The sequence below is a fragment of the Bacillus sp. FSL R5-0443 genome (assembly GCF_038608285.1).
GTDB lineage: Bacteria > Bacillota > Bacilli > Bacillales > Bacillaceae > Bacillus > Bacillus velezensis.
On the sequence record NZ_CP152013.1, the window covers coordinates 988544 to 1013671 of the forward strand.

Here is a 25128-nt window from a genome sequence, read left to right on the forward strand (position 1 = left end):
TCCTCTGATTTTTTTAGTTAAAAAAACCCTTGTTTTTTAACAATATAATTGAGATAATAACTCTGAAAGCGCCTACACTTACAGATGATCTAAGGATACGGTCGCCTATACTGCCTGGTATGTTAAGGGGTAGCAACAGAGAGTAAGTGAAACGAGCGCATCAACGGTCAAATAAGGGGTTCCTGATATATTTCGTAAATAGAAATACACATTGGGGAGAAGGCAGCAAATCGATCGTATCCCAACAAAACGACAGTTCAAAGTCTGCTTGAGGCAGGCTTTTTTGCTGCGGAGAAAAGGTTGTTCTAAACAAAGAGACAGGGTCATATCCTAATGACAAGTACAGTCATCAAGGAGGGGGACTTCTCTGTGTCAAAACAAATGCTGGCGTTAAATATAGACGGAGCGCTTCTTCGCTCCAACGGCAAACTTCATCAGACGACAAAGGATGCCATCGAATACGTCAAGAAAAAAGGAATTTACGTCACACTGGTCACAAACCGCCATTTTCGCTCTGCTCAAAAAGTGGCGAAAATATTAAAGCTGAATGCAAAATTGATTACCCACAGCGGCGCATACATTTCTGAAAAAATAGATGAGCCGTTTTTTGAAAAGAAAATATCAGAAGATCACACGTTTAATATTGTTCAGGTGCTGGAAAGCTATCCATGTAATATCCGGCTTCTTCACGAAAAATATTCGATCGGAAACAAGAAGAAAGTGAACTCCAATCTGGTCGGGAAAACGATGATTCATCCGTCTGATCCGATTTTTTATCCGGTGCAGTTTGTCGAATCATTAAGTGACCTGCTCCTTGATGAGCCGGTTTCAGCGCCCGTCATTGAAGTGCATGCCGAAGATGGCCTGCAGGCTGATATAACGGATACGATAATGAAAGCATTCCCGGCCGTCGATGTGATCCGCGTCAACGGAGAAAAACTGAACATCGTGCCTAAAGGGGTTTCAAAAGAAAGCGGACTTTCGATGGTCGCCGCTGAACTCGGGCTTTCAATGGAAGAGGTTGTAGCTATCGGCCATCAGGAAGATGATCTGCCGATGATCGAGCTGGCCGGTCTCGGCGTCGCGATGGGAAATGCCTCAAATGAATTAAAAAGAAAAGCGGACTGGGTGACAAGGTCAAATGATGAACAGGGAGTCGCCTATATGATTAAGGAATATTTCCGCATGCAGCACCGCAAAGGCTTTCTCGATAAGTTCCATATGAAACGGCCGTAATCAAGAGCCGCAGACGCGAAACGCCGGTCTGCGGCTTTTTCGCGGATTGATTTTAGCCTGTTCTTTCTGTACACTAAAGAAAGTTTTGAATCTGAAAAATAAGGTGATCACATTGCAAATAAAAATAGACGGCATCACGGATGACAGGCTGCATCGTCCGCTGCAAAACATCGCGAATTTATTTTTTGAAGAGTGTGTTCTTGCATACGGCGAAACGGAGGAACCCTCTGATCTCGTCATCTCACTTGCCATTTCTCAAGATGCAGACAGCGTGTCGGTATCCGGAGAAATCAAAGGAACCGGCGAAAAGGAACATCATACGAAACCGCTTCTTGCCGGATGGAGCGAAAAAGAAGTATTTAAACAGGTGAAAAACACGCTGTCGTACGTCTACTTAAATCTTCTTCAATCGCATACGGGCATAACACAAAAATGGGGAATCTTAACCGGCATCAGGCCTACTAAACTTCTTCATAAAAAGCTGCAGAGCGGCCTGACAAAAGAAGAGGCGCATGCCGATCTGAAAAAAGATTATCTGATCCATGATGAAAAAATCAATCTGATGCAGGAGATTGTCGACCGCCAGCTCGCTGCGGTTCCCGATCTGTACCGGGTCAAAGATGAAGTCAGCATTTATATCGGCATTCCGTTCTGCCCGACGAAGTGCGCCTACTGCACGTTTCCGGCTTATGCCATTCAAGGACAGGCGGGAAGAGTCGGCTCCTTTTTATGGGGGCTTCACTATGAAATGCAGAAAATCGGAGAATGGCTGAAGCGGCATGATATCAAAGTGACGACCATTTATTTCGGCGGCGGCACGCCGACAAGCATTACCGCTGAGGAAATGGATCTTTTATATGAAGAAATGGTCCGCTCTTTTCCGGATGTCGCAAATATCAGGGAAATTACCGTTGAAGCGGGCCGTCCCGACACGATTACGGAGGAAAAGCTTGCCGTTTTAAATAAGTATAAGATTGACAGAATCAGCATCAACCCGCAATCTTATGAAAACGAAACGCTTAAGGCCATCGGCAGACACCATACAGTTGAAGAAACCATCGAAAAATACCATCTTTCCCGCAAACACGGCATGAATAATATCAACATGGACCTGATCATCGGCCTGCCGGGAGAAGGGACGGCTGAGTTCAGGCACAGTCTTGAGGAAACGGAAAAGCTGATGCCTGAATCTTTGACCGTTCATACGCTTTCTTTTAAACGGGCGTCAGAAATGACGAGAAACAAGCATAAGTATAAAGTTGCCGACAGACAGGAAGTGTCCCGCATGATGGATGACGCCGTCCGCTGGACAAAAGAGCACGGCTATACGCCGTACTACTTGTACCGGCAGAAAAACATTCTCGGAAACCTTGAAAATGTCGGCTACTCCTTCCCTGGTCAGGAAAGCATCTACAACATTATGATTATGGAAGAAGTGCAGACGATTATCGGTATCGGCTGCGGCGCGGCAAGCAAATTCATTCATCCGGAAACCGGAAAAATCACGCACTTCGCCAATCCGAAAGATCCGAAATCATATAATGACCGATTCGAGCATTATACAGAAGAGAAAATCAAATACTTAGATGAGATGTTCGTCAAATCCGCATTATAATATCAAAAACGGCACGGAATCAGCGTGCCGTTTTTTTTATGTTTAACCGTCTGTAAAAACGGGAAAAGACCATCAGACTGTTATTCGCAAGAGGTGCATAATATGTATGATGTCATTGGAGCGGGAATCGGGCCGTTTAATTTAGGGCTTGCCGCATTGTTAGAGGATATACCCGGAACAGACGCTCTTTTTTTCGATAAAAAGAAAGAATTTGCGTGGCATCCCGGTCTATTAATTAAAGGGACGGATTTACAGGTGGCGTTTCTGGCGGACCTGGTCACGCTCGCCGATCCGAAAAGCCGCTACACGTTTTTAAACTTTCTCCATGAACATGACCGGCTGTACCGGTTTTATACGTTTAATGAATTTGATATTCCGAGACGGGAATTTAACGACTATTTGAGCTGGGCGGCTTCAGAAATCAAATCATGCCGTTTCGGCTCAGAGGTAATCGGCGTGAAAAATGCCGGCGGACATTATGACGTCAGCGTCAAGAACATTGAGGACGGAAGCATCAGTGTCTATCAAACGAAGCATTTCGTCATGGGGACGGGGTCTGAACCGCTTATTCCCGCAGAGATTGCTGACGAAGCGCGTCAGGACACGATGGTCAGCACGGAATATTTGTTTCGGAAAGACGAGCTCGCCGGCGCCGAATCAATTACAGTGGTCGGCTCCGGACAGAGCGCCGCGGAGATCTTTTCTGACTTATTGCACGATGAACAATACCGCCGCAGCCGGCTGCAATGGGTGACACGCTCCGCCGGATTCCGAGAATTGGAAACCGCCAAGCTCGGGCAGGAAATGTTTACACCTGATTATGTGGAATATTTTAACCGCCTGCCTTTTAAAGAACGGCTGAACACGCTCCCTGAGCTGGACGGACTGCGCCACGGCATTGATTCTGACACACTTGCCGCCATTTACGATGCCCTGTATCACAGATCGATCAGCGGAGGTTCGCCTGACGTGTATATTCAGCCGATGGCGGAGCTTGAAAAAATTGAAAAGCAAAACGGGCGCTGTGTACTGAGCTTTCATCAATGGCAGATGGATGAAACCTTTACGGCCGATTCAGAAAAAGTGATATTGGCGACCGGTTTTAAACCTCATATTCCGGAATGGTTTACGGCAATTGCCCCCGATATCGAATGGGAGGATGAGAAACGGTTTAAAGTGACGGCCGATTCCCGTCTTGTCTTTAAGGACGACAGGCGGCATCATTTTTTCACATTAACGAATCTTGATCATGCTCACGGAACGGGCGCTACGAATTTGAAGCTGTCTGTTTACAGAAACCAAAAAATCATCAATACCATTCTGGGAAAAGAGCATTTCTCCATTAATAAAAAAACGGCTTTTCAGCAATTTCTTCCCGCTCAAAAAAACTGACCCCTTATGAAGAGGTCAGTTTTTTTTATGATTTCTGCGGCTTCTTTTCAGGCGTCTTCCATTTGAACACGCTGTTCAACAGGAGATATATCCGCTTCGATTCTTTCGTGAGCAAAGGGCCGAAGATGGCCAGTATCAAAACATATAAGGCGGCGAAAGGTTTAAGTGAAGCGGACAGGCCGCCGGCGATGCCGAGATTTGCGACGATAATGGAGAATTCGCCGCGTGACACAATGGTCAGCCCGATATTAGACGATGCTTTATGAGAAAGCCCCGCCCGGCGCCCGGCGATCATGCCGGCGATAAAGTTTCCGGCAATCGTCAGCAGAACGGCGCCAAGGGCAAGCCATACCGCATCTCCGAGTGAAAACGGATCAATGCTCAGACCGAAGCTGAAGAAAAACATGGCCCCGAAAAAGTCACGGAACGGCACGACAAGATGCTCAATCCTGTCAGAATGGGCCGTCTCCGAAAACACGAGTCCGAGCAAGAGCGCGCCGATCGCTTCAGCGACATGAATCGTTTCGGAAAAGCCGGCAATGAAAAAGAGCGCGGCGAAAATGACGATGACAAATACCTCGTTTGAACGGATATCAAGCAGCTTGTTCAGCAGAGGCGGCAATTTTCGAGCGGCAATGAAAAACAGCAGCATATATCCGAAAGCGATCACGATTGACATCAGCGCGCCTCCGACAGACGTCGCGTCTCCCAGAACAAGCCCGGAAACGACGGACAAGTAAACCGCCAGAAAGATATCCTCAAACATAATGATGCCGAGAATCAGCTCCGTTTCCGGATTGGCCGTGCGCTTTAAGTCGACAAGCACCTTTGCGACAATGGCGCTTGATGATATCGTGATGACGCCCGCCAATACAAGCACTTCCAAAAAGGAAAAGCCTGTGATAAAGCCGTAGATCAGCCCTAAACTGAAATTAATCAGAATATAAATCGTTCCGCCGACGGCGATAGAACGTCCGGATTTGACTAATTTTCCGACCGAGAATTCAAGCCCGAGGTAAAAGAGGAGGAACAGGACGCCCATCCGTCCGAAAAATTCAATCACTTCCCGGCTTTCGATAAACGTCAGGTCAATGATGCCCGCTTGGGGCGCGTGCGGCCCGACAAGCATTCCTAAAATGATCAGGAAGGGGATGATCGAGAATTTAATTTTATTGGCGATGACACTCGCAATGGCTACAAGAACTAACGCCGTACCGACTTCAAATACAAGATGGTCCATAAACAGATCACACTCCGTCTCTGGAGAGGAAGTCTTGGATCAGCTTTTTCAAATGCTTTCTTTCACCTGAGAGGACGAGTGTATCGTTTGCTTCAAGGAGCGAATCAGCGCCCGGGTTTAAAAGCTTTTTCTGGTTATGCTTAATGATGGCGATGACCGTCACGTCATAGTTTTGGCGCACATCCAGTTCGCCGAGCGTCCGCCCTGCCGCTTTTGCCCCTTTTTCAACTTTAAACCATTCGATAATCAGATCGTTGAACGCCATTTCAATCGATTCAAGCGCCTGCGGTTTGTACACCATCCCGCCGATAATCGCGGCAATCTGTCTTGCTTCCGCATCATCAAGTGAAATGCTTGCCAGAAGCTCATCAGGGTCGCGGTCATCAAATCTGTAAATTTCCCGCCTGCCGTCATCATGAATGATGATCGTCATTTTTTCATGATTTCTCGTTTCGATTTCGAATTTTTTCCCGATGCCGGGCAGATCGTTTTCTTTAATATTCATAAAAAATCCCTCCGGAATATACTGTTTTTACATCGTAAATACAGATTGGCAATGAGAAATGGTCTGATGCCGGAGGTAATTTGACTGGTATTGTATCGGAATGGCGCATGTCCTTTCCATTGTGGAATCAATGAATTGATCAAGAGGTTTGACAGATAACAGGGAGATCATCCGGGATAACGCACCGTATCCTTTTGACAGGCCTTGCGGAGCGGTTTTGGTGTGAACCGGCGTCTTTGCCGAATCCGTTTCCTGCGGGTAAACCGAAATTTGTACATGGCTGTCTGTTTCTGTCACCAATTGGGAAGGAAGAGCGACATCCGAAGGGGGGAACAGCACCATAAAAAAGCTCAGTAACAAGCTGAGTATCACATATTTCATTATCGGCGTTTTTCCCCCCTTTTGTTTTGTATATCAATTTCACTATATAAAAATGTATGTTCAGTTTCAAATGATATGCATTTTTCGGTATCTATTGACCTTGAAAAATAAAGGAATTTCGCTTCGGCGGAAGGAATATATCATTTGAACAAAATATGTAAGCGGATTCAAGGAGGATGTAAACATGCAGTATATTCGCTATGAAGAAAAGGGAAAGATCGCAGAGATTGTGCTGAACCGGCCTGACAGTTACAATGCGCTGAATGAACAAATGCTCCGGGAATTGGAAAACGCATGCGTGATGGCAGCCGACAGCGAAGCGCTTATCGTCCTCTTGCGGGGGGAAGGCCGGGGATTTTCCGCGGGCGGTGATATCCAGATGATGACGTCTGATCATGATTCAGGAGAATATGAACGGCTCATGAAAATGATCGAATCCATTACGCTGACGCTCTATGATATGAAAAAAATTGTGATAGCCGCCATCCACGGAGCCGCGGCGGGGCTCGGGCTGAGTTTCGCGCTGTGCGCCGATGTGGTGCTCGCTGAAGAAAACGCCCGCCTCGCGATGAATTTCATCGGCATCGGATTGGTTCCCGATGGAGGAGGCCATTATTTATTAATGAGACGCGTCGGTGAGATCGAAGCGAAAAAACTGATTTGGAGCGGTGAAAAATTACCGGCTGAAAAAGCGGTGCGGCTCAAGCTTGCCGACGGGCTGTTCAGCGGCGGCCCTGCGGAGGGGGCACAACCGTATATCGACCGATTGCTGCATGCGCCGCTGTCAGCGATGATTGAAACGAAGGCTATTTATCAGAGCCTCCATATCAGCCGGTTAAAAGATGTTTTGTCTCTTGAACGAAAGGCCCAGGAAAATATGAGAAAAACGGATGATCATAAAGAGGGCATCCGCGCCTTTTTAGAAAAACGGACGCCGCAATTTAACCGATAAAATACAGAAGCCGGAAAGCTTCTGTTATCTGTGGAATAAAATCAGCTTTCCGGCTTCATTTACCAAGCGATGAGTACTGTTCTCAAGCTTTTTTTCCTTCAATAAAGCCTCTCCGGCGGCCTTCGCCTCCACCTCATTATCCGCTTCGATCCGTTCATTCAGCAGCGTTTCTCCCGACGCATGGAATGCGGTCAATACATATTGTCCCATCATGTCACCCCCTTTATAGAATGATATTCTGATAAAGAATTTAAAATCCTCCATTAATTTTTACCCATTATTAGTATATAATGGGTCAAGGAAGGAGTTGGATTCGTGCTTACAATTGAAAACGTAACGAAAACATTCGGCAGCTTTACCGCTGTTGACAATTTGAACCTGCAAATACCTGAAAGGGAAATGTTCGGGCTCCTCGGCGCAAACGGCGCGGGAAAAACGACGACCTTTCGGATGATTTTAGGTCTTTTAAGCCTGACTGACGGGCATATCACCTGGAAAGGGCAGCCGGTCAATTATTCCATCAGTGAAAAAATCGGCTATCTTCCGGAAGAGCGGGGGCTGTATCCGAAAGTGAAGGTGAGTGACCAGCTTGTCTATTTGGCGAGATTAAAAGGAATGGGCAAAAAAGAGGCGGAAAAAGAGCTCATGACATGGCTCGAGCGGTTCGGCATTACAGATTACAAGAATAAGAAAGTCGAAGAGCTGTCGAAAGGAAACCAGCAGAAAATCCAGTTCATTTCGGCCGTCCTGCATAAGCCTGAACTGCTGATTCTCGATGAACCTTTCAGCGGTCTTGATCCGGTGAATGTCGAGCTGCTGAAAGAAGCGGTTATTTCTTTGAAAAACAGCGGCGTTTCCATCGTTTTTTCAAGCCACCGAATGGAGCATGTGGAAGAACTTTGCGAGAATTTGTGCATTCTCCAGAAGGGAAAACCCGTCGTTCAAGGCAATCTGAAAGACATTAAGCGGTCTTTCGGCAAAAAAAATGTCACCGTTCATTCAGATGATGACCTCAGCTTTTTAAAAACGCATGAAGGCGTCGTGAAATGGAAGGAAACAAATGACGGAATCAGACTGCAGGTCGCGAATGAACCGGTTTCTCAGGATATTTTCCGGGCGCTGCAAGGGAAAGGTTTTATACGGAAGTTTGAATTGGAAGAGCCGTCACTGCATGATATTTTTATAGAAAAGGTGGGGGCCGTTTATGAATAAATTTTGGATTATGCTGTTTCATACATATAAAAACAAAATCGCGACAAAGTCATTCATTATTTCGACCGCCATTACCGTTTTATTAGTATTAGCGGTGACCAATCTGCAATCGATTATATCCGTGTTTCAATCGGATGACGGCAAGCAGCAAATTGCGGTGATTGATGAAACGGGCGGGCTGTACCCGGCGTTTGCAAAACAGCTTAAAGCGGCGGATACAGACAATGATCTGCAGGCAATGGAGACGAAGGAGTCCGAAAAAGATGCCGTAAAGCGTGTCAAAGACGGTGAATGGGACGGACTGTTTATCATCAGACAAGATCAAAAAGGAACGATAACAGGAGCATACAAAGCGCTGACCATTTCTGATGAATCAGCGTATAAACTGCTCAAGCAGGCTTTAACCCAGACAAAAACCGCTGTCGAAACCGCCAAGCTCGGCATTTCGGCAGAAAAAGTCAGCAGCCTCTACACTCCGCCGGAAGTCAGCAAAGACGCGCTGGAAAAAGGGGCGAAATCTGAGGAAGAGCTCGGTCAGGTAATGGGGCTTGTCTACATCATGCTGTTTGTCATCTACTTCTCAGTTATCATGTACGCAAGCATGATTGCGATGGAAGTGGCGACGGAAAAATCGTCCCGCGTCATGGAAATTTTAATTTCAAGCATGCCGCCGATTCAGCAGATGTTTGCCAAACTGTTCGGTATCGCGCTCGTGGGGATCACACAGTTTGCGGTGCTGATTGCGGCTGGTTATCTCTCACTGAAGCTGAACCCTCAAAATGATGCGTCGTCGCCGATCAGTGCATTTCTCAATTTTAAGGATGTTCCCGTCTCGACGATAGTCTATGCTGTCATTTTCTATTTGCTCGGCTATTTTCTTTACGCGACGCTTGCCGCGTTTCTCGGCAGTGTTGTCAGCCGGATAGAGGACGTACAGCAGACGATTCAGCCGATGGTTTTTTTAGTCGTGGCAGGTTTTATGATCGCCATGTTCGGCATCGGCAATCCTGACGCCGGTTTTATTACCGTTACCTCTTACATTCCGTTTTTCACGCCGATGATTATGTTTTTACGCGTCGGGATGCTCGATATCCCGTTTTGGCAGGCTGCGGCCGGAATCGCCCTGACACTGCTCACTATCGTGATCTTTGCAGCGGTCGGCGCGAAAATTTACAAAGGCGGCGTTTTGATTTACGGAAACGCCAGCGGATTCAAAGCGATCAAACAAGCGCTGCGCATCTCCAAAAAATAAGTGAAACAGCCCGGAACAGCCGGGCTGTTTTTTTATTTTACAGAACGTGCATTCGTATAAAAACGGTGCTAAAATAAGGGTAATTCAATTTGCAGAAAGGGGAGGGCGAGATGGCTGATCTGACGTTTATTCATGCCGCTGACCTGCATCTGGACAGCCCGTTTTACGGCATTTCGAATCTGCCTGAACCGGTATATGCGCGTATTAAAGAAAGCACATTTCACAGCGTCCGCCGACTGACGGACGGGGCACTCCGGGAGCAGGCAGATTTCGTGCTGCTTTCGGGGGATCTGTTTGACGAAGCCAACAGAAGTTTAAAAGCCCAGCTGTTTTTGAGAAAACAGTTTACGAGATTACAGGAAGCGGATATCCAAGTGTTCGTCATATTCGGCAACCATGATCATTTGGGCGGTAAGTGGTCGCCGATTGAATGGCCGGAAAATGTACATATCTTCACCTCGGATACACCGGAGGAAAAATCTTTCTTTAAAAACGGAGAGCTTGCGGCAAGCATATACGGATGCAGCTATCAGGAAAGAAGCGTAACGGTCAATCAGGCGGCCCGTTACCGGAAAATGACCTGCGCGCCTTATCATATCGGCATGCTCCACGGCATGTTATCAGGAGCGGAAGGGCATGACCCGTACTGCCCGTTTACGAAAGAAGACCTTGAAAAAAGCGGCATGGATTACTGGGCGCTCGGACACATTCATAAACGGCAGGTTCTGTCCGCCCAGCATCCCGCCGCCATTTACCCGGGGAATATTCAAGCCCGGCATTTAAAAGAAACCGGGCCTAAGGGATATTATCTCGTCCGGGCGGCAAACGGTGAGATGTCTTGGGAATTCAAAGAAGCGCATGATGTGTTATGGGAGGAAATTGATCTTGATATCTCCGGAGCTGAACATATGACTTCACTTCTGAAAGCCGCATCGGATACATTCTCCGGCTTGCGCGCGGCGGGCCGCCCGGCATGTGTCAGGCTGGTGCTTCGCGGCGAGGCGCCCCGCTTTTGGACGGAGGCGCCCGCAGGCATCGCGGAGGAGCTTCTTTCCGCTTTACAGGAGGAAGAGGCCGAAGAGGAATGTTTCGTCTGGCCGCTTGCGCTTGAGGATCGGACGGATGAAACAGACACCGTGCCGCCTGATCCGTTTTTTAAAGGGCTCCTTCAGGACATAGAACAATGCGCGGACATGAGCGGTGTGTTTGAAGCCCTTGAGCGTCATCCCGTATACCGGCGTCAGATGGCTTCATTTACAGATGAAGAGATACTGGATATTAAGCGGCAGGCTCAAGCCGTTTTAAGACGCCAGATGAAGGAGCTTCAGCGATGAAAATAACGGCGATGCATATTTACCAATACGGAAAATTTTCCGACCGAAGTTTTCAGCTGTCAGATTCTCCCGTGCAAGTGATCTACGGGTTAAATGAAGCGGGCAAAACGACATTGATGTCCTTTATCAAAAGCGTGCTGTTCGGTTTTCCGAAATCAAAAAAATACGAACCGAAAAACGGCGGGGTTTACGGCGGCACTGTGGAATTGAAGCATGGCGATCACGGCGCTGTCAAAATCGAACGGACAAAAGGCGCTGCCGAAAAAGTCAGAGTGTATACGGCTTCAGGCGAAATCAAGGACGGAGAATGGCTCAAACAGCTTCTCTCCGATACAGACCGGGCGCTGTACGAAGCGATCTATTCGTTCGATGTATTCGGACTGCAGGAGATTCAAGCTTTTAACCGGGACAAAATCGGCGAGTTTCTCCTGTATTCGAGCTTATTCGGGTCGGAAGCGGCGGCAAAGCTTGACGGGCGACTGGCAAAAGAACTTGACAGGATGTATAAGCCGAACGGGCGGAACCCCCGCTTAAATCAGGAGTTGGATACATTAAAGCGGCTCAGCGCCCAGCTGAAACAGGAGGAAGCTGCGGAAGCGGGCTATCACAGCCTTCTGGAAGAGAAAAAAAGCGCCGGCGGCCGTTTGCAGGATGCCGAAGCACGATTGAAAGACATAACTGAAGAAATCAAAACAGTAAAATCGGCGATAGAAGCAAAGCCGCTCGCAGACAAAAAAACAGCCTTGGAAAGCGAACTTTCTTCTTATCCGGTAGCATTGAAGCAATTCCCGAAGGACGGAATGCATCAGCTTGAAAAATACGAATCGCATCTCCATCCGAAAGCGGCCCGTCTTGAGGGGCTTCGGGCAAAAGCGGCTGAACTCAGGCGGCAGGCTGATCTGCTCGCTCCAAATGAGGACTTGCTGCAAAAAGAGCGGCAGCTGCAGGAGCTTTCCGGCGAGCAGCATATGTACGAATCGCGCGGCGAACAGCTTGCCGCCATCCAATCACAGATCCGGCAGACATCTGCCCGCGTTTCGTCAGGATTGCAGCAGCTCGGAAGACATGAGGAGGACGGCATTCTTTCACTGAACACCGATTATGAATATGAATGGCGGCTGCAGGAAGCCGTGCAGAGCGCCGGACAGGCAAGAGAAAGAAAGACACAGCTTGATGCGATTTTCGAACAAGCGCGGCTGGAGCTGGAAGAAGCCGAACGAAAACATGCCTTGACGGCAGAAAACATTTTGGACCCCGCTGTCAGGAAAGAAAAAGAAGCCGCTTTACAATCATATAAGCAAATGGCTGATACAGAAGGAAACGAATGGCAGGCACATGTTCAGCATCTGGAAAAACAGCGCGCCAAACAAAAAAAGCTCTTTCTCGGTGCGGGCATTCTGTTCATTGCGATTTTCGCTATGTTAAAGGAATGGCTGCCCGCCGCCCTTTTTACCGGCGCTCTGCTGCTGTATATGCTGTCCGGCATGCAAAAACCGCTGCCGTCAGAAAGAGGAGGGCCCGGACACAAGAAAAAGAAGCCGGCGATCTCTAAAGAAGCGGCTGATCTTCTGCAGGAAGAGCTTTGGCGTGACGGCCGGCACCGGCAGCAGCTGATTGCGGATCAAGCCGTGCTTGAACAGAAAGAAGCGGCATATGAAAGAGTCATCCGCCAATATGAAGAATGGGAGGCCGAAATGGCGCCGTCTGAAAAACAGGCGGAACTTTTTATGAAGGAACTGGGGTTTTCAGGAAGTCCTTCCCATCTTCTTGACGCATATCATGTGATGAAAGATGTCAAAAAAGAAATCCTTAACAAGCATGAGCTGACCATTGAAGCGGGCAGGCTGCAAAAGCTGCAAAGAGCATTTGAGGACCGGGTCAAAAAGCTGAGTCCTTCAGACGGAAGGGAGCTGTCCGTAAAAGAAAGACTGCACGTTTTGCTGGCGCAGGCGGAACGGGCCCGTGAGGAAGCAAAACGAAAACAGGCGCTCGAAACGGATCTGCTGCATGCACAAGAGCAAATGCGTGAATTAAATGAAGAAGTTCATTACTACGAACAGCAGGTCAAACAGCTTTTCATGGCGGCAGGCGCAAAAAACCGCGAACACTTTTGTGAACTCGCCAGGCTGACTGAAAGCCGCCGGGAAACAGAGCGGCAGCTGCGCGAAATCAAAACGCACTTGTCCGGCATAGGCGGAAAACAGCTGGAGCCGTACATGAGCCGCACAGTGTTCGAACTTGAACATACAGTCGTTCAGAAGGAAACAGAGAAAAAAACGCTTGAGGAAAAAAGCGCCCAGCTCCGTGAGCAAACCGCTTTATTAACGGTGAAGCAAGAGCAGCTGGAGTCCTCGGGGCTTGTATCCGATTTAAAACAGCAGACAGAAATGCAGAAGGAGCGCGTGAAAAAAACCGCTAAAGAGTGGGCCGCATTACAGACGGTCAGACACATTATAAGGGAAAAAATGGAGCGGCATAAAAAAGTGACGCTTCCCCGTCTGTTAGAAACCGCCGGTGCATTATACGGACCGCTTACGGACGGACGCTATCACAAATTGTATTTTTCCGAGGCTGATGATTCCATTATGGTTATGCGGAAAGACGGAACGGTGTTTTCTGCAGGCGAACTGTCACAGGCGGCATGCGAGCAGCTTTATGCGGCGATTCGTTTTGCCCTTGCGTCAGAGAGGGAATCTGCGGTATCACTGCCGTTTTTACTTGATGACAGTTTTGTCCATTTTGACAGGCAGCGGCTGCAGCGGCTGTTTGATGTGCTGAATCAGCTTTCAGAAGGCGGGCGGCAGATACTTTATTTCACCTGCCATGAGCATGTCAGCCGGTCTTTTCACAGCGGACAAGTCATGCGGCTCCTGTCATAAAAGAGTTTATTTTCAAAAAAGAGGTATGTGCTATACTGGTATTATGTAAGATATGGAGGGAGCTTTTAATAGAATGGCAAAAGGTATTATGCTGCACGAGGTCGGCGAGCAGGTCGATCAATACTTTCTGATTAAATCTTCGACTAAGGGAATCGCAAGCAACGGAAAACCATTCCTGACGTTAATGCTGCAGGACCAATCGGGAGATATCGAAGCGAAGCTGTGGGATGCCAAGCCGACTGATGAAGTAACGTACGCGGCGCAGACGATCGTGAAGGTGATCGGAGATGTCCATCACTATCGCGGACGAAACCAGCTTAAGCTGAGAAACATCCGGCCGGCCGGCGAGAACGAAAATGTCAGCATTGATGATTTTCTGGAAACGGCGCCGATTCCGAAAAACGAAATGATGGAAACCGTCACTCAATACATTTTTGAAATGAAAAATCCAAACATCCAGCGGATCACGAGACATCTGGTCAAAAAATATGCGGCTGAGTTTATGGATTATCCGGCGGCGGCTAAAAACCACCATGAGTTCGTTTCAGGGCTTGCGTATCATGTAGTGTCCATGCTGAACCTGGCAAAAGCGATAGCCGATCTGTATCCGTCTCTTGACCGGGATTTACTGTATGCCGGAGTCATTCTGCATGATCTCGGCAAAGTAAAAGAGCTTTCAGGCCCCGTCTCCACAACGTACACCGTGGAAGGGAATCTGCTCGGACACATTTCGATCATGGTGACAGAGCTTTCAAAAGCAGCCGAAGAGCTTCAGATTGACGCTGAAGAAGTGCTGATTCTGAAGCATTTGATTTTAAGCCATCACGGAAAAGCGGAATGGGGAAGCCCGAAACCGCCGATGGTGAAAGAAGCGGAAATTCTTCACTACATTGACAATCTGGATGCAAAAATGATCATGATGGACAGAGCGCTGGAACGGGTGAAGCCGGGCGAATACACAGAGCGTGTATTTGCGCTTGAAAACCGTTCTTTCTACAAACCGACGTTCCATCAATAAGATAAAAAGGCCGATTCTCTATGATCGGTCTTTTTTACGTTCAGCTCTCATAACTTGTCTTTATCAAGCATAGCTTAGAATAAAGACTCTGGGTGAAAAAGGGAGGAAACCGACGTGCTATTTTTTCCTTGGTGGGTATACCTTTGCATTATCGGAATTATTTTCAGCGCCTATAAGCTTTTCACGACAGCTAAAGAAGAGGAAAAGCTTGACCAGTCGTTTATTGAAAAAGAAGGAAGGGTGTATATTGAACGGATGGAACAGGAACGCGAGCGCCGTATGGCGGCGCCCCCAAGTGAAAACGCGGATGCGGAAGAAAACTCCAATCATTCCATCGCATAAAAAAACTGTGCGGCTCGCCGAGAGCCCGCACAGTTTTTTTATTTAGATTCAGAAGAAGTTGAAGTGTTAAACGTGTCTTTTAAGTCTTTGTCTTCCACTTTTACGTCAGCTTTTTTCATGACTTTTTGAATTGCCGCCTGTACAGCTGAGTTGTCGTTTAATTTCTGTTTAAGAACTTCTTCTTTCAGTTCTTTTTTCATGTCATCATATTTGCCGCGTTCTTCCGTCTTTTTGATGATATGATAACCGAATTTTGTTTTGACCGGATCGCTGACTTGTCCGACTTTCAGGCCGAATGCAGCTTTGCTGAATGTTTCATCCATTGACTTTTTATCGAACCAGCCAAGGTCGCCGCCGTTGTCTTTTGAGTTGTCAGTTGAATATTCTTTCGCAAGCGTTTCAAACTTCTCGCCTTTTTTCAGCTTTTTCTCCACTTCGTCAGCTGTCTTTTTGTCAGCGACAAGGATGTGGCTCGCACGGATTTTACCTTTTAACCCGTCGTAATATTCTTTCGTATCGGAGTCAGTCACTTTGATGTTGTCTTTCGCCGCTTTTTGCGCAAGCAGTTCGTACTTCACCTGATCTTTCAGGTAATCTTCGCCGTACTGCTGTTTAAGGGCGCTGTACTGATCGCCGAGCTGCGTTTTGTACTCTTTCAGCTTGGTATCGATTTCTTTATCCGATACTTTGTATTTTTTTGCTAATACTTTTTCTTGTACGAGCTGTGTCAGCACACTTGCGCCCGCGGTTTTTTTCATGTTCGTGTAGAGCTCGCCTTTTGTTACATTTCCGGCATCCGTCTTGGCAATCACGTCGTTGTCGCCGCTGCTGCAAGCGCTGAGAGCCAGGACGCTCGTTGCCGTAATAGCTGCTATCGCGATTTTCTTCATTCCTTTAAACACTCCTAATCATCCAAATTAAATTGCATATGCGTATCATAACATATTGTGGCTTTCTGTAAAAAGATTTTAAATAAAGGGCATTCGTCTAGTCAAACTTTTTCCTGATACATACAAATATATTGATCATGAAAAGGAGGTAATGAACCATGGGCGGAGGATATTCAAACGGTTTCGCACTGCTCGTAGTACTGTTCATATTGCTTATCATCGTAGGTGCAGCTTACATTTGTTAAGCGAAACGGATCGCTTTTTCTAAAAGCGGTCCGTTTTCTTACCCGGGCGCCTAATCGTTTCAGTAGTAAATTGCATATGATGTAATTGGAAAAATAAAACGTTTTGTAGGAGGTGCTTTTGGAGATGGGTGAAGTATTTGCAGGCGGTTTTGCATTATTGGTTGTTCTGTTCATCTTATTGATCATCATCGGCGCTTCTTGGCTTTATTAAGAAAAAAATATGGCTGTCGGGGGTCAGACCTCCGTCAGCCATATTTTTTTGCCTGTTTACACAGTAAAGGAGATCTCGACGAATGAAGAGATCAGTAAAATTAAAATAGATACATTAATAAAACGGAATACCTTATCCTGCCGGTCTTCAGGAATCTCTCTGACAAGGCATAATGTATTTGTGAGCCTGTTTATGAAATAAAGAATAAACAGGGCAGCCACGATAAAATAGAATAAAATGATGGGAGATTCCCCCTCTCTCTGAACTGCTCCCATATTACATTACCAAATATTTATTAAAAAAGATAGAATGTAACCTGAAAAATCAGCGGGACATCAAGACTCCGGCACTTTTTTTACTAAAATATCAAAACCGTCGGATTCCTGGTCAATCAGACATGATTTGGGCGCTTTGACCAGATGCAGGGCAAACAGAAGATCAGGCAGGCAATACCCCGCATGGATGCTCGAAATCATATAAAAGTAATGAGCGTGTCTCGGAAATGCCAGTCCGGCATAAAACAATAACGGCGTAATGAATAAAAACGGGCTGATCGTTGAAATCAGCATCGTCGTTTTCGGTATGCCTTTCCATGTCGGCATCCGCAAGAAGTACATTTTCATTTCCTTTTTTCTTTTTTTACAGATCATCGGCAGGACATGTATGACTTTATGTACAAATAAAGTAACAACGAGCAGAACACAAAAAGCAAACACGTGCCCGTCACTTAAACTGATATTCGGACGCAGCAGCCCGAATGCCAAGAAGTTGCATATAAAAAACAGGATCATAAAACCTACAGCAGTCAATAATAAACGAACCGCACCATAATCTTTGATCAGATTAATGGTTTTCCAGCAATTCATCAGAGTCATCCTTCCGTACAAAGATGGAATACAATCTCAAAATAATTTACTCTCTTCAGGAGAAAAAATCAATCCTTTTTTAAAGAAAAAAATAAACCTGAAAAGAGAAGAACAGAAGAGCTCGGTGAAACATGGAAATGTACGGTTTAACCTTTCTTCTCCATTCATTATCAGCTAAAATAAGATTAAAGATAGAAAGAAGTGAAACGGATGGATTCAATGGATCAGCGTATCGGGCGTTTAGAATATTACATACAATTGCTGGTGAAAACGGTGGATATGGATAAGTACCCTTTTTATGCGATGATGATTGAAAAAGGGCTGACCGAAGAAGAAGGAGAAGAGGTCGGGCGGATCTGCCGCGAATTGGAGGACGAGCTGGAGTCGCAAAAAGCGCAAGGCTTTGTGACGTTTGACAAGCTCCTTGCGCTTTTTGCGGGACAGCTGAACGAAAAATTAGATGTTCATGAAACGATTTTTGCTCTGTATGAGCAGGGGCTTTATACAGCGCTGATGGAAGAATTTATTGAGATTATGAAGCACTTTGATTAACTGTTGATCGGTTCCAGCTCTTCAGCCGTTTCATGGACAGCCGATTCGTCCGTTTTTTTCTTCAGCCTTCCGTCTTCACTATCAAAATCATTGTTTATGTTTGTCAATGATTTCTCGAATATCTCCATAAAATCTTCGCCGTAAATGTGGCGGATGACACAGGTTAATTCTTCAACCTCAGGAAACTTCCCGAATAAGTGGTAGATCGGCTGTGAGCCTTTAAACACAGCGTTTCTCGACGGATCAAACTCCTCAAGCAGGCTTTCGAATACATTTTCCCCTTCTTCTGTTAACTGAATGTACGTGTTCCGTTTATCATTCAGCCGCTTGGAAAATTTCAGATATCCCCGTTCTTCAAGCTTTTTTGAAAAGTTAAATGCAGTTGATACGTGCATAACGCCGAATTTGGCGATTTCTGAAATAGAAGCTCCTTTAAGCTGATAGGCAATCCATAATATATGATGCTCATTAATATTAAGGTCGTACGGCTTCAGCCAATTCTGCCAGTCTTTCTCGATAGATTTCCAGAGCGCTTTGGACAGCTGCGCCATTTTTTGGGTATAGATTAAAGCTTCTTTTAGATCGTAAGGCGGTTCAACACGATTCAATACAGATCACCTGCTTCACATTTTCTTTTCCTCTATTATGCCAATAAAATAAAGATTAATAAAGATGAAAATTTAAGAATTTTATAATAAATTCTTCATCCGTTGCTGGGAAAGGCTTTAAACCGCAAAAAAAAGTGCGGAACGCAATATGTCCGCACTTTTTTTGGTTGTATAGGATATTAGTTTTGTAAGGTTTTCTCCAGCTGTCTGATTTTCTCTTCAATATCAGCGATTTCCTTTTGGAGATCCTGCTGGTGCGGCTTGATTTCCTCCTGCCACCTTTTAATGCTGGTCTGAAGCTCTCCGCCTACGTCTTTAATGACTTCTGCGCTTTCTTTCGCCGTTTGGACAAGCTGGTCCTTAAGCGCCATTCCGTCTTTTTTTAACCGTTTGATTGTGTCCTCAATTGAATTGCAATTCTCTTTGATTTTGCCCCGCAGCTCTTTTCCGGATGAAGGAGCCGAGAGTAACACCGCTGCGCCTCCGATCAATCCGCCTACGAAAAGGCCTGTTAAAAGGGAACGTCCGTCAGCCATTTGAAATCACCCCGTTTTTTTTCTCATAACTTTTATCATTTTTGTTCAGAAGAATAAACTTCTATACATAGCTTGCTTTATTTTAGCATATTTTTTAAGGGAAAAGGAGGGAGAAGGTTGTCTGTCTTTATGATTGTTTTATCTTGTATGGCTCTTGTCTTTGCGGCGGGCGCCGTTTATTACCTGAAACTGCTCGGCCAGGCCGCTTCTTATCCGCCGAAGCGGGTCGTCCGCCAAAAGGCCATCGTCTGCTCAGCAGGAACCGCCCTCGCATTGTTCCTTATTTTTTTCACAAAACTTCTCGTATAAAACATGCTGAAACACATTAAAAAACCTCTTCCGGCCGGAAGAGGTTTCGGTATGCGGTTATTTCACCGTTTCAATCATATTGGACCGTTTTAAGATCGTCTGCACAATCGGATGCATAATGATAATGGCGATCGTATTCAGCGCAGCCGCCGGAAGGACGACCGCGAGCACCAATGCGGTGAATCCGCCCGGCAGGCCGACAATCAGAAGGGCCAGCGCCAAAAAGAGCAAACCGGAGATGAAGGTGCCGGCTATCGTAATGACGGCGGCGGGCGCTGTTTTCACGCTCTTTTTCACCAAAAGCGCCAGCGCGAGAAACAGAAACGCCGTTACCGGTTTTTCAATGATATTCGGAAGCTGTCCGCCCGGAAAAGATGTCGTGAGTGCGGAAATGATTCCCGTTACAATCCCGATCATCAGCACGTTCTGCACACGGGGGAATAACAGAATACCCATAAACATCATCACAAGCATCATATCGGGTTTCATTCCGAATAATACCGGCGGCATAATGGAATGAAGCACCGCTCCGATTGCCGCAAACAGGGCCATAATGACTAATTCTTTTGTTTTCATACTAAGCTCTCCTCTGCTAAGCTTTTTCGCCATCCAATAATATGCTCGTCATTTATTGCGATGGCCGGAAAAATTGATATGCAAACAGTATATCAAAGGAACCGTTATGTTAGAAGAAATTTATTCGTTTTCCTGCTGGAACTTTCTCATAAACTGAGCCAGTTTTTCACAATCAGCCAGGCTGACGGCGTTGTAGATAGACGCCCTGCAGCCTCCGACTGAGCGGTGGCCGCCGAGTCCGGTCATTTTAGCCGCTTTCGCTTCTTCAACGAATTTTTTCGTGAGACTGCTGTCGCGGAGGGTGAACGTGACGTTCATGTGAGAACGGCTGTCTTTTGCGGCATGCCCCGCGTAAAACCCGCCGCTTGCGTCGATTGTGCCGTACAGGACATCGGCCTTTTCCTGATTGCGCCGTTCAGCCGCTTCGACACCGCCGTTTTCAGCCAGCCATTCAAGGACGAGGCTCAGCATATAAATCGCAAATGTAGGCGGCGTATTATACAGTGAATCGGCTTTTGTGTGAGTGGAGTATTTCAACATTTTAGGGACGTTGGCGTTTTCGTTTTCAAGCCATGATTTTTTCATGATGACGACCGTGACGCCGGACGGCCCGAGGTTTTTCTGGGCTCCGCCATAGATGACATCAAACGTTTTGACATCAATTTTTCTGCTCAGGATGTCGCTTGACATGTCGGCTACGAGCGGGATCGGTGAATTCGGGAACTCTTTCCACTGCGTTCCGAAAATCGTGTTGTTTGACGTAATATGCAGGTAGGCGCCGTCTTTGATTCCTGAGAGGTCCGCTTCCGGTATGTGGTTGTGGTTTGAATCTGCGCTTGTTGCCGTGACGGATGTGTTTCCGAACAGTTTCGCCTCGGCGAGTGCTTTTTCAGACCATGCGCCCGTTACGATGAAGTGCGCCGTTTTTTCCGGCGTTAAAAAGTTCATCGGCAGCATGGAGAATTGAAGGCTTGCGCCGCCTTGAAGAAATAAAATATCATAATCGTCGGGAATATCCATCAGTTCTTTCAGAAGGCTTTTTGCTTTTTGGTGCACCGCATCATATTCCGTGCTCCGGTGGGACAGCTCCATGACGGACATGCCGGTATCCTTGAAGTTGACAAATTCTTTTTGTGCTTTTTGCAGCACATCCAGTGGAAGGGCTGCGGGTCCTGCATTGAAATTCGTTGTACGTTCCATGTTTACGATCTCTCCCTGTTTTCCGCTTTAGTGTAAGAAATAATACAATTATCCTATCACAATTTTTTGATTTTTTTGATATAAAAAAATATAATTTATGTTTTTTGTGTTTCCGGACGCAAAAAAACCTCATCTTTAAGATGAGGCAAGCCGTTTTCTGACGGTTGAAGCGATCTCCTGAAGATCGTCAGGCGTATAGTCTTCGGCGTGGGTCTTCCAGACAGCCCCGAAACCGTCGCCTTTTCCGTAACGCGGAATGATATGCATGTGAAAATGGAACACCGATTGGCCCGCTTTTTCACCGTTGTTATTGAGAATATTCAACCCGATCGGCTCGAATTCATCGCGGATGGCGCGTGCGATTTTCGGCACCGCTTCAAAATATTCTTTAGAAAGCTCAGGCGTAAACTCGTACACGTTTTCGATATGTGTTTTCGGAATCACGAGCGTATGGCCTTTTGTGACCTGGCTGATATCAAGAAACGCCACGACGTGTTCATTTTCGTATACTTTTGAAGACGGAATGTCACCGGCAATGATTTTGCAGAAAATACAATCGTCCGCTTTGTGCATAGATGGGTTTCCTCCCTGAAAAGAAATATATGTATATTCTCATCGTACCACAAAAACGGCCAAAACAAAAAACAGGATGAACGGCTGCGCGTTCACCCTGATGCAGAAGTACGAGCTTTATCACAGAAAATTGAATATGCCTTTTGTAAGCACCTCATTTGTTTTTAAAATGAAGACTTATGGGTCTGCTTAATCATTCCTGGGACAAACACCTCATTTGATTATTTCATCATGAATGAAGAACATCATCAAAGCAGTGTGTGAAGAAATTGTAAGCACAGGACATGTTGATTTTCATCCAACTGTTCTAAGACGTCTTTTATAAACACCTCATTTTCAGTTGATTAAAGCTGTTTCCTTCTACATACATTATGATGTCCGCCAAAACGATAACTATGCACACTTTTCACGTGAGAAAAAAAGGGAATCGTTTCAAATCAGACTTTATTTTTGGTACTATGAAGAAAAACGAATCAGAAGGGGAGAAATTATGTCTCTGCTATCGGTAAAAGACTTAACCGGCGGTTATACGAGAAACCCGGTCTTAAAAAATGTTTCATTCACCCTTGAGCCGAACCAGATTGTCGGACTCATCGGATTAAACGGCGCGGGCAAAAGCACGACGATCCGGCATATTATCGGGTTAATGGACCCGCATAAAGGCTCGATCGAGCTGAACGGCAAGACGTTTTCGGAGGATAAGGAAAGCTACCGCTCGCAATTTACGTACATCCCCGAAACGCCGGTGCTGTATGAAGAACTGACGCTCAAAGAGCATCTGGAGCTGACGGCCATGGCGTACGGCCTTTCCAAAGAAACGCTTGAAAAAAGGCTTCCTCCGCTTCTGAAAGAATTCAGAATGGAAAAAAGGCTGAAATGGTTTCCCGCTCACTTTTCCAAAGGGATGAAACAGAAAGTCATGATCATGTGCGCGTTTCTCGCGGAGCCTTCGCTTTATATCATTGACGAGCCGTTTCTCGGCCTTGACCCGCTTGCGATCAATGCATTGCTGGAGCGGATGGACGCCGCGAAAAAAGCCGGATCAAGCGTGCTGATGTCAACGCATATCCTGGCTACGGCAGAGCGCTACTGTGACGCTTTCATTATTTTACATAACGGCGAAGTGCGGGCAAGCGGCACACTGGAAGAACTGAGAGAGCAGTTCGGCATGAAAGACGCAGCTCTTGATGACTTGTATATCGAACTGACGAAGGAAGACGCCGGCCATGAATAATATGTCTACGATTTGGCAGTCCCGGCTTGAAGAGCATATAAAGGAAACCAGAATGTATATGAAATATATGCTCAATGATCATCTCGTCATTGTGCTGATCTTTTTTATTGCCGGCGCGGCAAGCTGGTACAGCAAGTGGGTCAAAGACATTCCCGTTCATTTTCCGTCATTTTGGGTGATGGCGGTGCTCTTTTCATTTGTGCTGACCGGTTCATACGTCCGGACGCTGTTAAAGGAAGCGGACCTCGTGTTTCTGCTGCCGCTTGAACCGAAAATGGGGACATACTTTAAGCATTCATTTAAGTACAGCTATCTGTCACAGCTGTTTCCGCTTATTGCTCTGTCGCTTGTATGCATGCCTCTGTTTTTCGCTGTAAGTCCGGGGGCGTCGCTTGCGTCGTATGCCGCCGTATTTATTCAGATGCTGGCGGTAAAAGCGTGGAATCAGGCCATGGAGTGGCGGATGACGTTTATGAATGACAGAAGCATGAAAATGATGGATGCGGTCATACGCTTTATCTGCAATATGCTGCTTTTATACTTCGTCTTACAGTCGTTTTATGTGTACGCTGCCGCCGTCTACATTGTGATGGCCGGCCTTTATGTGTATTTCACATCGGCCGCAAAACATAAATCATTAAAATGGGAAGCCCATATTGAATATGAATTAAGAAGGAAGCAGCGGTTTTACAGAATCGCCAATCTGTTTACCGATGTGCCTCACCTGAAAAAACAGGCAAAACGCCGGGCGTATCTCGACTTTTTGCTCAGAATGATTCCGTTCGAACAGCGGAAAACGTTCTCCTATATGTATGCGCGGGCCTTTCTGCGTTCAAATGATTATCTTGGCATTCAGGTCAGGCTCACGATTATTTTTATCCTGATTATTATGCTCGTTTCCGCCAATCCGTGGATAACGGCGGCGTTAACCGTATTTACCGTCTTTATTACGGGAATACAGCTTCTGCCGCTGTTCGGGCATTTTCATCATCTTTCTCTGCAGGAGCTTTACCCGGTCAATCAGAAAGCGAAGCTGCAAAGTTTCTTTTCGCTGATGAAATCGGCGTTAACCGTGCAGGCGCTGCTGTTCTGTGCAGCGTCAGCCTATGCCGCGGGAGTCAGCGGGGCGCTGTATGCGGCTGTTGCTTCAGCCGTTCTGATTTTTGTGATCATGCCTTCGTATATGGGCGGAAGATTGAAAAAGTACGGCAAGCTGTAATCAATCGGGTTTTTGAAACCTCAATGAAAGAAGGAGACACAGATGACCGACGATCAGCAGCTGATACAGGAAGCACTGCAATGGAAAGCGCGTTTTTTGCGCAAAGATTCTATGCTTGAACGTTTTTCTAAAGGAATTCAGGCGAAAATAAATGAGCGGATTCCTGATAAAATTCATGCCGTCATCACAGAAAGCATTAAAAAAATGACCGAAGCAACAATGGCGGGTTCAAATCTGGTGAAAGGCAAGCGGGATACAAACGGTATGACGCTTGCTGAAAAAGATGCCCTCGCCAGACAAACCATCGCATCGTACCAAAAGGTCGCGGCAGCCGAAGGTATCGGTACGGGGGCCGGCGGAATTTTTTTAGGGATGGCTGATTTTCCTTTGCTGTTATCCATTAAAATGAAATGTCTGTTCGATCTTGCCTCTATTTACGGCTATGATGTGAAAGACAGGGATGAACGATTGTTTTTGCTGTTTATTTTTCAGCTGGCTTTCTCAAGCGGTGAACAGCGGAAACGCATATACTCAATGATTGAACAATGGGATTCGAAAAAGCATGATGTCGATTGGAGAGTTTTTCAGCAGGAATACCGCGATTATCTGGACGTGGTGAAATTGTTTCAGCTTTTGCCGGTCGTCGGAGCCGCCGTGGGCGGAGCGGCCAATTATAAACTGCTGTCACAGCTCGGTGAGACGGCAAGGCACGTTTTTCATTTAAGAATCACAGCAGCCGGTACGTAATGTA

At 46.4% G+C, this 25128-nt stretch carries 29 protein-coding genes; 17 read left to right on the forward strand and 12 right to left on the reverse strand.

Annotated features, from left to right (window positions below; all coding sequences use genetic code 11):
- Positions 1 to 369: 369 nt before the first annotated feature.
- The 3 genes from NYE28_RS05090 to NYE28_RS05100 all read left to right on the forward strand — a co-directional run bounded on the left by NYE28_RS05090 (position 370) and on the right by NYE28_RS05100 (position 4243).
- Positions 370 to 1236 carry a Cof-type HAD-IIB family hydrolase gene (locus NYE28_RS05090; protein ID WP_012117197.1) on the forward strand — a complete coding sequence of 289 codons (867 nt, stop codon included), beginning with the start codon at positions 370 to 372 and terminating at the stop codon, positions 1234 to 1236.
- A 112-nt stretch (positions 1237 to 1348) separates the two neighbouring features.
- Positions 1349 to 2851, forward strand: a complete 1503-nt coding sequence (locus NYE28_RS05095; protein WP_342490326.1) for a coproporphyrinogen III oxidase — start codon at positions 1349 to 1351, stop codon at positions 2849 to 2851.
- A gap of 102 nt (positions 2852 to 2953) precedes the next feature.
- Positions 2954 to 4243, forward strand: coding sequence for a SidA/IucD/PvdA family monooxygenase (locus NYE28_RS05100; RefSeq protein WP_015417143.1), 1290 nt, complete (start codon positions 2954 to 2956; stop codon positions 4241 to 4243).
- Positions 4244 to 4268: 25 nt separating this feature from the next.
- On the opposite strand, the gene NYE28_RS05105 is transcribed toward NYE28_RS05100, so the two are convergent.
- From NYE28_RS05105 to NYE28_RS05115, 3 genes are read right to left on the reverse strand one after another with little or no spacing between them, the layout of a single operon-like run.
- The gene (locus NYE28_RS05105; protein ID WP_168985234.1) at positions 4269 to 5483 is read right to left on the reverse strand and encodes a cation:proton antiporter; all 1215 of its coding nucleotides are present in this window, start codon (positions 5481 to 5483) and stop codon (positions 4269 to 4271) included.
- Between the two features lie 7 nt (positions 5484 to 5490).
- Complete coding sequence (locus tag NYE28_RS05110) at positions 5491 to 5988, reverse strand: cation:proton antiporter regulatory subunit (protein ID WP_012117200.1); 498 nt, start codon at positions 5986 to 5988, stop codon at positions 5491 to 5493.
- A gap of 27 nt (positions 5989 to 6015) precedes the next feature.
- Positions 6016 to 6369: a hypothetical protein gene (locus NYE28_RS05115; protein WP_052827227.1), complete on the reverse strand. Its 354-nt coding sequence runs from the start codon at positions 6367 to 6369 to the stop codon at positions 6016 to 6018.
- A gap of 184 nt (positions 6370 to 6553) precedes the next feature.
- Between NYE28_RS05115 and NYE28_RS05120 the strand changes: the two genes are divergently transcribed.
- Positions 6554 to 7321 carry an enoyl-CoA hydratase gene (locus NYE28_RS05120; RefSeq protein WP_007409232.1) on the forward strand — a complete coding sequence of 256 codons (768 nt, stop codon included), beginning with the start codon at positions 6554 to 6556 and terminating at the stop codon, positions 7319 to 7321.
- A 24-nt stretch (positions 7322 to 7345) separates the two neighbouring features.
- Here the strand turns inward: NYE28_RS05120 and NYE28_RS05125 are convergent, their stop codons facing one another.
- Positions 7346 to 7531, reverse strand: coding sequence for a YhzD family protein (locus NYE28_RS05125; protein ID WP_094031625.1), 186 nt, complete (start codon positions 7529 to 7531; stop codon positions 7346 to 7348).
- Between the two features lie 105 nt (positions 7532 to 7636).
- Here NYE28_RS05125 and NYE28_RS05130 point away from each other — a divergent pair, with 105 nt between their 5' ends.
- From NYE28_RS05130 to NYE28_RS05155, 6 genes are all read left to right on the forward strand, one after another.
- The gene (locus tag NYE28_RS05130; protein WP_007409231.1) at positions 7637 to 8533 is read left to right on the forward strand and encodes an ABC transporter ATP-binding protein; all 897 of its coding nucleotides are present in this window, start codon (positions 7637 to 7639) and stop codon (positions 8531 to 8533) included.
- Positions 8526 to 9785 carry an ABC transporter permease gene (locus tag NYE28_RS05135; protein WP_025284501.1) on the forward strand — a complete coding sequence of 420 codons (1260 nt, stop codon included), beginning with the start codon at positions 8526 to 8528 and terminating at the stop codon, positions 9783 to 9785. Before NYE28_RS05130 ends, NYE28_RS05135 begins: the two co-directional genes overlap by 8 nt.
- 110 nt (positions 9786 to 9895) lie before the next feature.
- Positions 9896 to 11119: a DNA repair exonuclease gene (locus NYE28_RS05140; RefSeq protein ID WP_337681283.1), complete on the forward strand. Its 1224-nt coding sequence runs from the start codon at positions 9896 to 9898 to the stop codon at positions 11117 to 11119.
- The gene (locus tag NYE28_RS05145; protein ID WP_342490327.1) at positions 11116 to 13998 is read left to right on the forward strand and encodes an AAA family ATPase; all 2883 of its coding nucleotides are present in this window, start codon (positions 11116 to 11118) and stop codon (positions 13996 to 13998) included. The genes NYE28_RS05140 and NYE28_RS05145 overlap by 4 nt, the downstream gene beginning before the upstream one ends.
- Before the next feature lie 73 nt (positions 13999 to 14071).
- Entirely contained in the window at positions 14072 to 15016 is a 945-nt protein-coding gene (gene yhaM / locus NYE28_RS05150) for a 3'-5' exoribonuclease YhaM (protein WP_003155251.1), read from the forward strand.
- Positions 15017 to 15130: 114 nt separating this feature from the next.
- Positions 15131 to 15358, forward strand: a complete 228-nt coding sequence (locus NYE28_RS05155) for a sporulation YhaL family protein (protein ID WP_015417149.1) — start codon at positions 15131 to 15133, stop codon at positions 15356 to 15358.
- A gap of 38 nt (positions 15359 to 15396) precedes the next feature.
- On the opposite strand, the gene NYE28_RS05160 is transcribed toward NYE28_RS05155, so the two are convergent.
- Entirely contained in the window at positions 15397 to 16248 is an 852-nt protein-coding gene (locus NYE28_RS05160) for a peptidylprolyl isomerase (protein ID WP_253599801.1), read from the reverse strand.
- A gap of 158 nt (positions 16249 to 16406) precedes the next feature.
- Here NYE28_RS05160 and yhzE1 point away from each other — a divergent pair, with 158 nt between their 5' ends.
- Positions 16407 to 16493: a sporulation protein YhzE1 gene (gene yhzE1, locus NYE28_RS05165; RefSeq protein ID WP_017417375.1), complete on the forward strand. Its 87-nt coding sequence runs from the start codon at positions 16407 to 16409 to the stop codon at positions 16491 to 16493.
- Between the two features lie 124 nt (positions 16494 to 16617).
- Positions 16618 to 16704, forward strand: coding sequence for a sporulation protein YhzE2 (gene yhzE2, locus NYE28_RS05170; protein ID WP_003155248.1), 87 nt, complete (start codon positions 16618 to 16620; stop codon positions 16702 to 16704).
- Positions 16705 to 16760: 56 nt separating this feature from the next.
- Here yhzE2 and NYE28_RS05175 read toward each other — a convergent pair whose 3' ends face one another.
- Together NYE28_RS05175 and NYE28_RS05180 are read right to left on the reverse strand one after the other, a co-directional pair.
- Complete coding sequence (locus NYE28_RS05175; RefSeq protein ID WP_003155245.1) at positions 16761 to 16979, reverse strand: hypothetical protein; 219 nt, start codon at positions 16977 to 16979, stop codon at positions 16761 to 16763.
- Between the two features lie 60 nt (positions 16980 to 17039).
- Entirely contained in the window at positions 17040 to 17570 is a 531-nt protein-coding gene (locus NYE28_RS05180) for a DUF3267 domain-containing protein (protein ID WP_007409225.1), read from the reverse strand.
- Between the two features lie 210 nt (positions 17571 to 17780).
- Between NYE28_RS05180 and NYE28_RS05185 the strand changes: the two genes are divergently transcribed.
- Positions 17781 to 18122 (forward strand): YhaI family protein, encoded by a 342-nt coding sequence (locus tag NYE28_RS05185; RefSeq protein ID WP_003155243.1) that lies wholly within the window; start codon positions 17781 to 17783, stop codon positions 18120 to 18122.
- On the opposite strand, the gene NYE28_RS05190 is transcribed toward NYE28_RS05185, so the two are convergent.
- Positions 18119 to 18730: an HTH-type transcriptional regulator Hpr gene (locus NYE28_RS05190; RefSeq protein ID WP_003155240.1), complete on the reverse strand. Its 612-nt coding sequence runs from the start codon at positions 18728 to 18730 to the stop codon at positions 18119 to 18121. The genes NYE28_RS05185 and NYE28_RS05190 overlap by 4 nt on opposite strands.
- A 179-nt stretch (positions 18731 to 18909) precedes the next feature.
- Positions 18910 to 19266 carry a YtxH domain-containing protein gene (locus NYE28_RS05195; protein ID WP_014417330.1) on the reverse strand — a complete coding sequence of 119 codons (357 nt, stop codon included), beginning with the start codon at positions 19264 to 19266 and terminating at the stop codon, positions 18910 to 18912.
- A 117-nt stretch (positions 19267 to 19383) separates the two neighbouring features.
- On the opposite strand from NYE28_RS05195, the gene NYE28_RS05200 reads away from it, so the two are divergent.
- On the forward strand, positions 19384 to 19575 hold the full coding sequence (locus NYE28_RS05200; RefSeq protein WP_007409223.1) for a hypothetical protein: 192 nt from the start codon (positions 19384 to 19386) through the stop codon (positions 19573 to 19575).
- 57 nt (positions 19576 to 19632) lie between these two features.
- Here the strand turns inward: NYE28_RS05200 and NYE28_RS05205 are convergent, their stop codons facing one another.
- From NYE28_RS05205 to NYE28_RS05215, 3 genes are all read right to left on the reverse strand, one after another.
- A complete protein-coding gene (locus NYE28_RS05205; RefSeq protein ID WP_007409222.1) occupies positions 19633 to 20151 on the reverse strand; it encodes a tryptophan transporter in 519 nt (172 codons plus the stop codon).
- 120 nt (positions 20152 to 20271) lie between these two features.
- Positions 20272 to 21351, reverse strand: coding sequence for a 3-phosphoserine/phosphohydroxythreonine transaminase (gene serC, locus NYE28_RS05210; protein WP_216062182.1), 1080 nt, complete (start codon positions 21349 to 21351; stop codon positions 20272 to 20274).
- A 135-nt stretch (positions 21352 to 21486) separates the two neighbouring features.
- Positions 21487 to 21924 (reverse strand): HIT family protein, encoded by a 438-nt coding sequence (locus NYE28_RS05215; protein WP_007409220.1) that lies wholly within the window; start codon positions 21922 to 21924, stop codon positions 21487 to 21489.
- A gap of 490 nt (positions 21925 to 22414) precedes the next feature.
- Between NYE28_RS05215 and ecsA the strand changes: the two genes are divergently transcribed.
- From ecsA to NYE28_RS05230, 3 genes are read left to right on the forward strand one after another with little or no spacing between them, the layout of a single operon-like run.
- The gene (gene ecsA / locus NYE28_RS05220; protein WP_003155231.1) at positions 22415 to 23158 is read left to right on the forward strand and encodes an ABC transporter ATP-binding protein EcsA; all 744 of its coding nucleotides are present in this window, start codon (positions 22415 to 22417) and stop codon (positions 23156 to 23158) included.
- Entirely contained in the window at positions 23151 to 24377 is a 1227-nt protein-coding gene (locus tag NYE28_RS05225) for an ABC transporter permease (protein ID WP_007409219.1), read from the forward strand. The genes ecsA and NYE28_RS05225 overlap by 8 nt, the downstream gene beginning before the upstream one ends.
- Before the next feature lie 42 nt (positions 24378 to 24419).
- Positions 24420 to 25124 carry an EcsC family protein gene (locus NYE28_RS05230; protein WP_337681284.1) on the forward strand — a complete coding sequence of 235 codons (705 nt, stop codon included), beginning with the start codon at positions 24420 to 24422 and terminating at the stop codon, positions 25122 to 25124.
- The last annotated feature ends 4 nt before the right edge of the window (positions 25125 to 25128 follow it).

What these genes read in the sequence shown, in the direction of transcription:
- NYE28_RS05120 (WP_007409232.1), top strand. Translation starts at nt 6,554, where the DNA reads ATGCAGTATATTCGCTATGAAGAAAAGGGAAAGATCGCAGAGATTGTG.
- NYE28_RS05140 (WP_337681283.1), top strand. Translation starts at nt 9,896, where the DNA reads ATGGCTGATCTGACGTTTATTCATGCCGCTGACCTGCATCTGGACAGC.
- NYE28_RS05115 (WP_052827227.1), bottom strand. Translation starts at nt 6,369, where the DNA reads ATGAAATATGTGATACTCAGCTTGTTACTGAGCTTTTTTATGGTGCTG.
- NYE28_RS05185 (WP_003155243.1), top strand. Translation starts at nt 17,781, where the DNA reads ATGGATTCAATGGATCAGCGTATCGGGCGTTTAGAATATTACATACAA.
- NYE28_RS05110 (WP_012117200.1), bottom strand. Translation starts at nt 5,988, where the DNA reads ATGAATATTAAAGAAAACGATCTGCCCGGCATCGGGAAAAAATTCGAA.
- NYE28_RS05105 (WP_168985234.1), bottom strand. Translation starts at nt 5,483, where the DNA reads ATGGACCATCTTGTATTTGAAGTCGGTACGGCGTTAGTTCTTGTAGCC.
- yhzE2 (WP_003155248.1), top strand. Translation starts at nt 16,618, where the DNA reads ATGGGTGAAGTATTTGCAGGCGGTTTTGCATTATTGGTTGTTCTGTTC.
- NYE28_RS05195 (WP_014417330.1), bottom strand. Translation starts at nt 19,266, where the DNA reads ATGGCTGACGGACGTTCCCTTTTAACAGGCCTTTTCGTAGGCGGATTG.
- serC (WP_216062182.1), bottom strand. Translation starts at nt 21,351, where the DNA reads ATGGAACGTACAACGAATTTCAATGCAGGACCCGCAGCCCTTCCACTG.
- NYE28_RS05135 (WP_025284501.1), top strand. Translation starts at nt 8,526, where the DNA reads ATGAATAAATTTTGGATTATGCTGTTTCATACATATAAAAACAAAATC.
- NYE28_RS05100 (WP_015417143.1), top strand. Translation starts at nt 2,954, where the DNA reads ATGTATGATGTCATTGGAGCGGGAATCGGGCCGTTTAATTTAGGGCTT.
- NYE28_RS05180 (WP_007409225.1), bottom strand. Translation starts at nt 17,570, where the DNA reads ATGAATTGCTGGAAAACCATTAATCTGATCAAAGATTATGGTGCGGTT.
- NYE28_RS05175 (WP_003155245.1), bottom strand. Translation starts at nt 16,979, where the DNA reads ATGGGAGCAGTTCAGAGAGAGGGGGAATCTCCCATCATTTTATTCTAT.
- NYE28_RS05125 (WP_094031625.1), bottom strand. Translation starts at nt 7,531, where the DNA reads ATGGGACAATATGTATTGACCGCATTCCATGCGTCGGGAGAAACGCTG.
- NYE28_RS05160 (WP_253599801.1), bottom strand. Translation starts at nt 16,248, where the DNA reads ATGAAGAAAATCGCGATAGCAGCTATTACGGCAACGAGCGTCCTGGCT.
- NYE28_RS05225 (WP_007409219.1), top strand. Translation starts at nt 23,151, where the DNA reads ATGAATAATATGTCTACGATTTGGCAGTCCCGGCTTGAAGAGCATATA.
- yhaM (WP_003155251.1), top strand. Translation starts at nt 14,072, where the DNA reads ATGGCAAAAGGTATTATGCTGCACGAGGTCGGCGAGCAGGTCGATCAA.
- NYE28_RS05145 (WP_342490327.1), top strand. Translation starts at nt 11,116, where the DNA reads ATGAAAATAACGGCGATGCATATTTACCAATACGGAAAATTTTCCGAC.
- NYE28_RS05230 (WP_337681284.1), top strand. Translation starts at nt 24,420, where the DNA reads ATGACCGACGATCAGCAGCTGATACAGGAAGCACTGCAATGGAAAGCG.
- NYE28_RS05215 (WP_007409220.1), bottom strand. Translation starts at nt 21,924, where the DNA reads ATGCACAAAGCGGACGATTGTATTTTCTGCAAAATCATTGCCGGTGAC.
- NYE28_RS05205 (WP_007409222.1), bottom strand. Translation starts at nt 20,151, where the DNA reads ATGAAAACAAAAGAATTAGTCATTATGGCCCTGTTTGCGGCAATCGGA.
- ecsA (WP_003155231.1), top strand. Translation starts at nt 22,415, where the DNA reads ATGTCTCTGCTATCGGTAAAAGACTTAACCGGCGGTTATACGAGAAAC.
- yhzE1 (WP_017417375.1), top strand. Translation starts at nt 16,407, where the DNA reads ATGGGCGGAGGATATTCAAACGGTTTCGCACTGCTCGTAGTACTGTTC.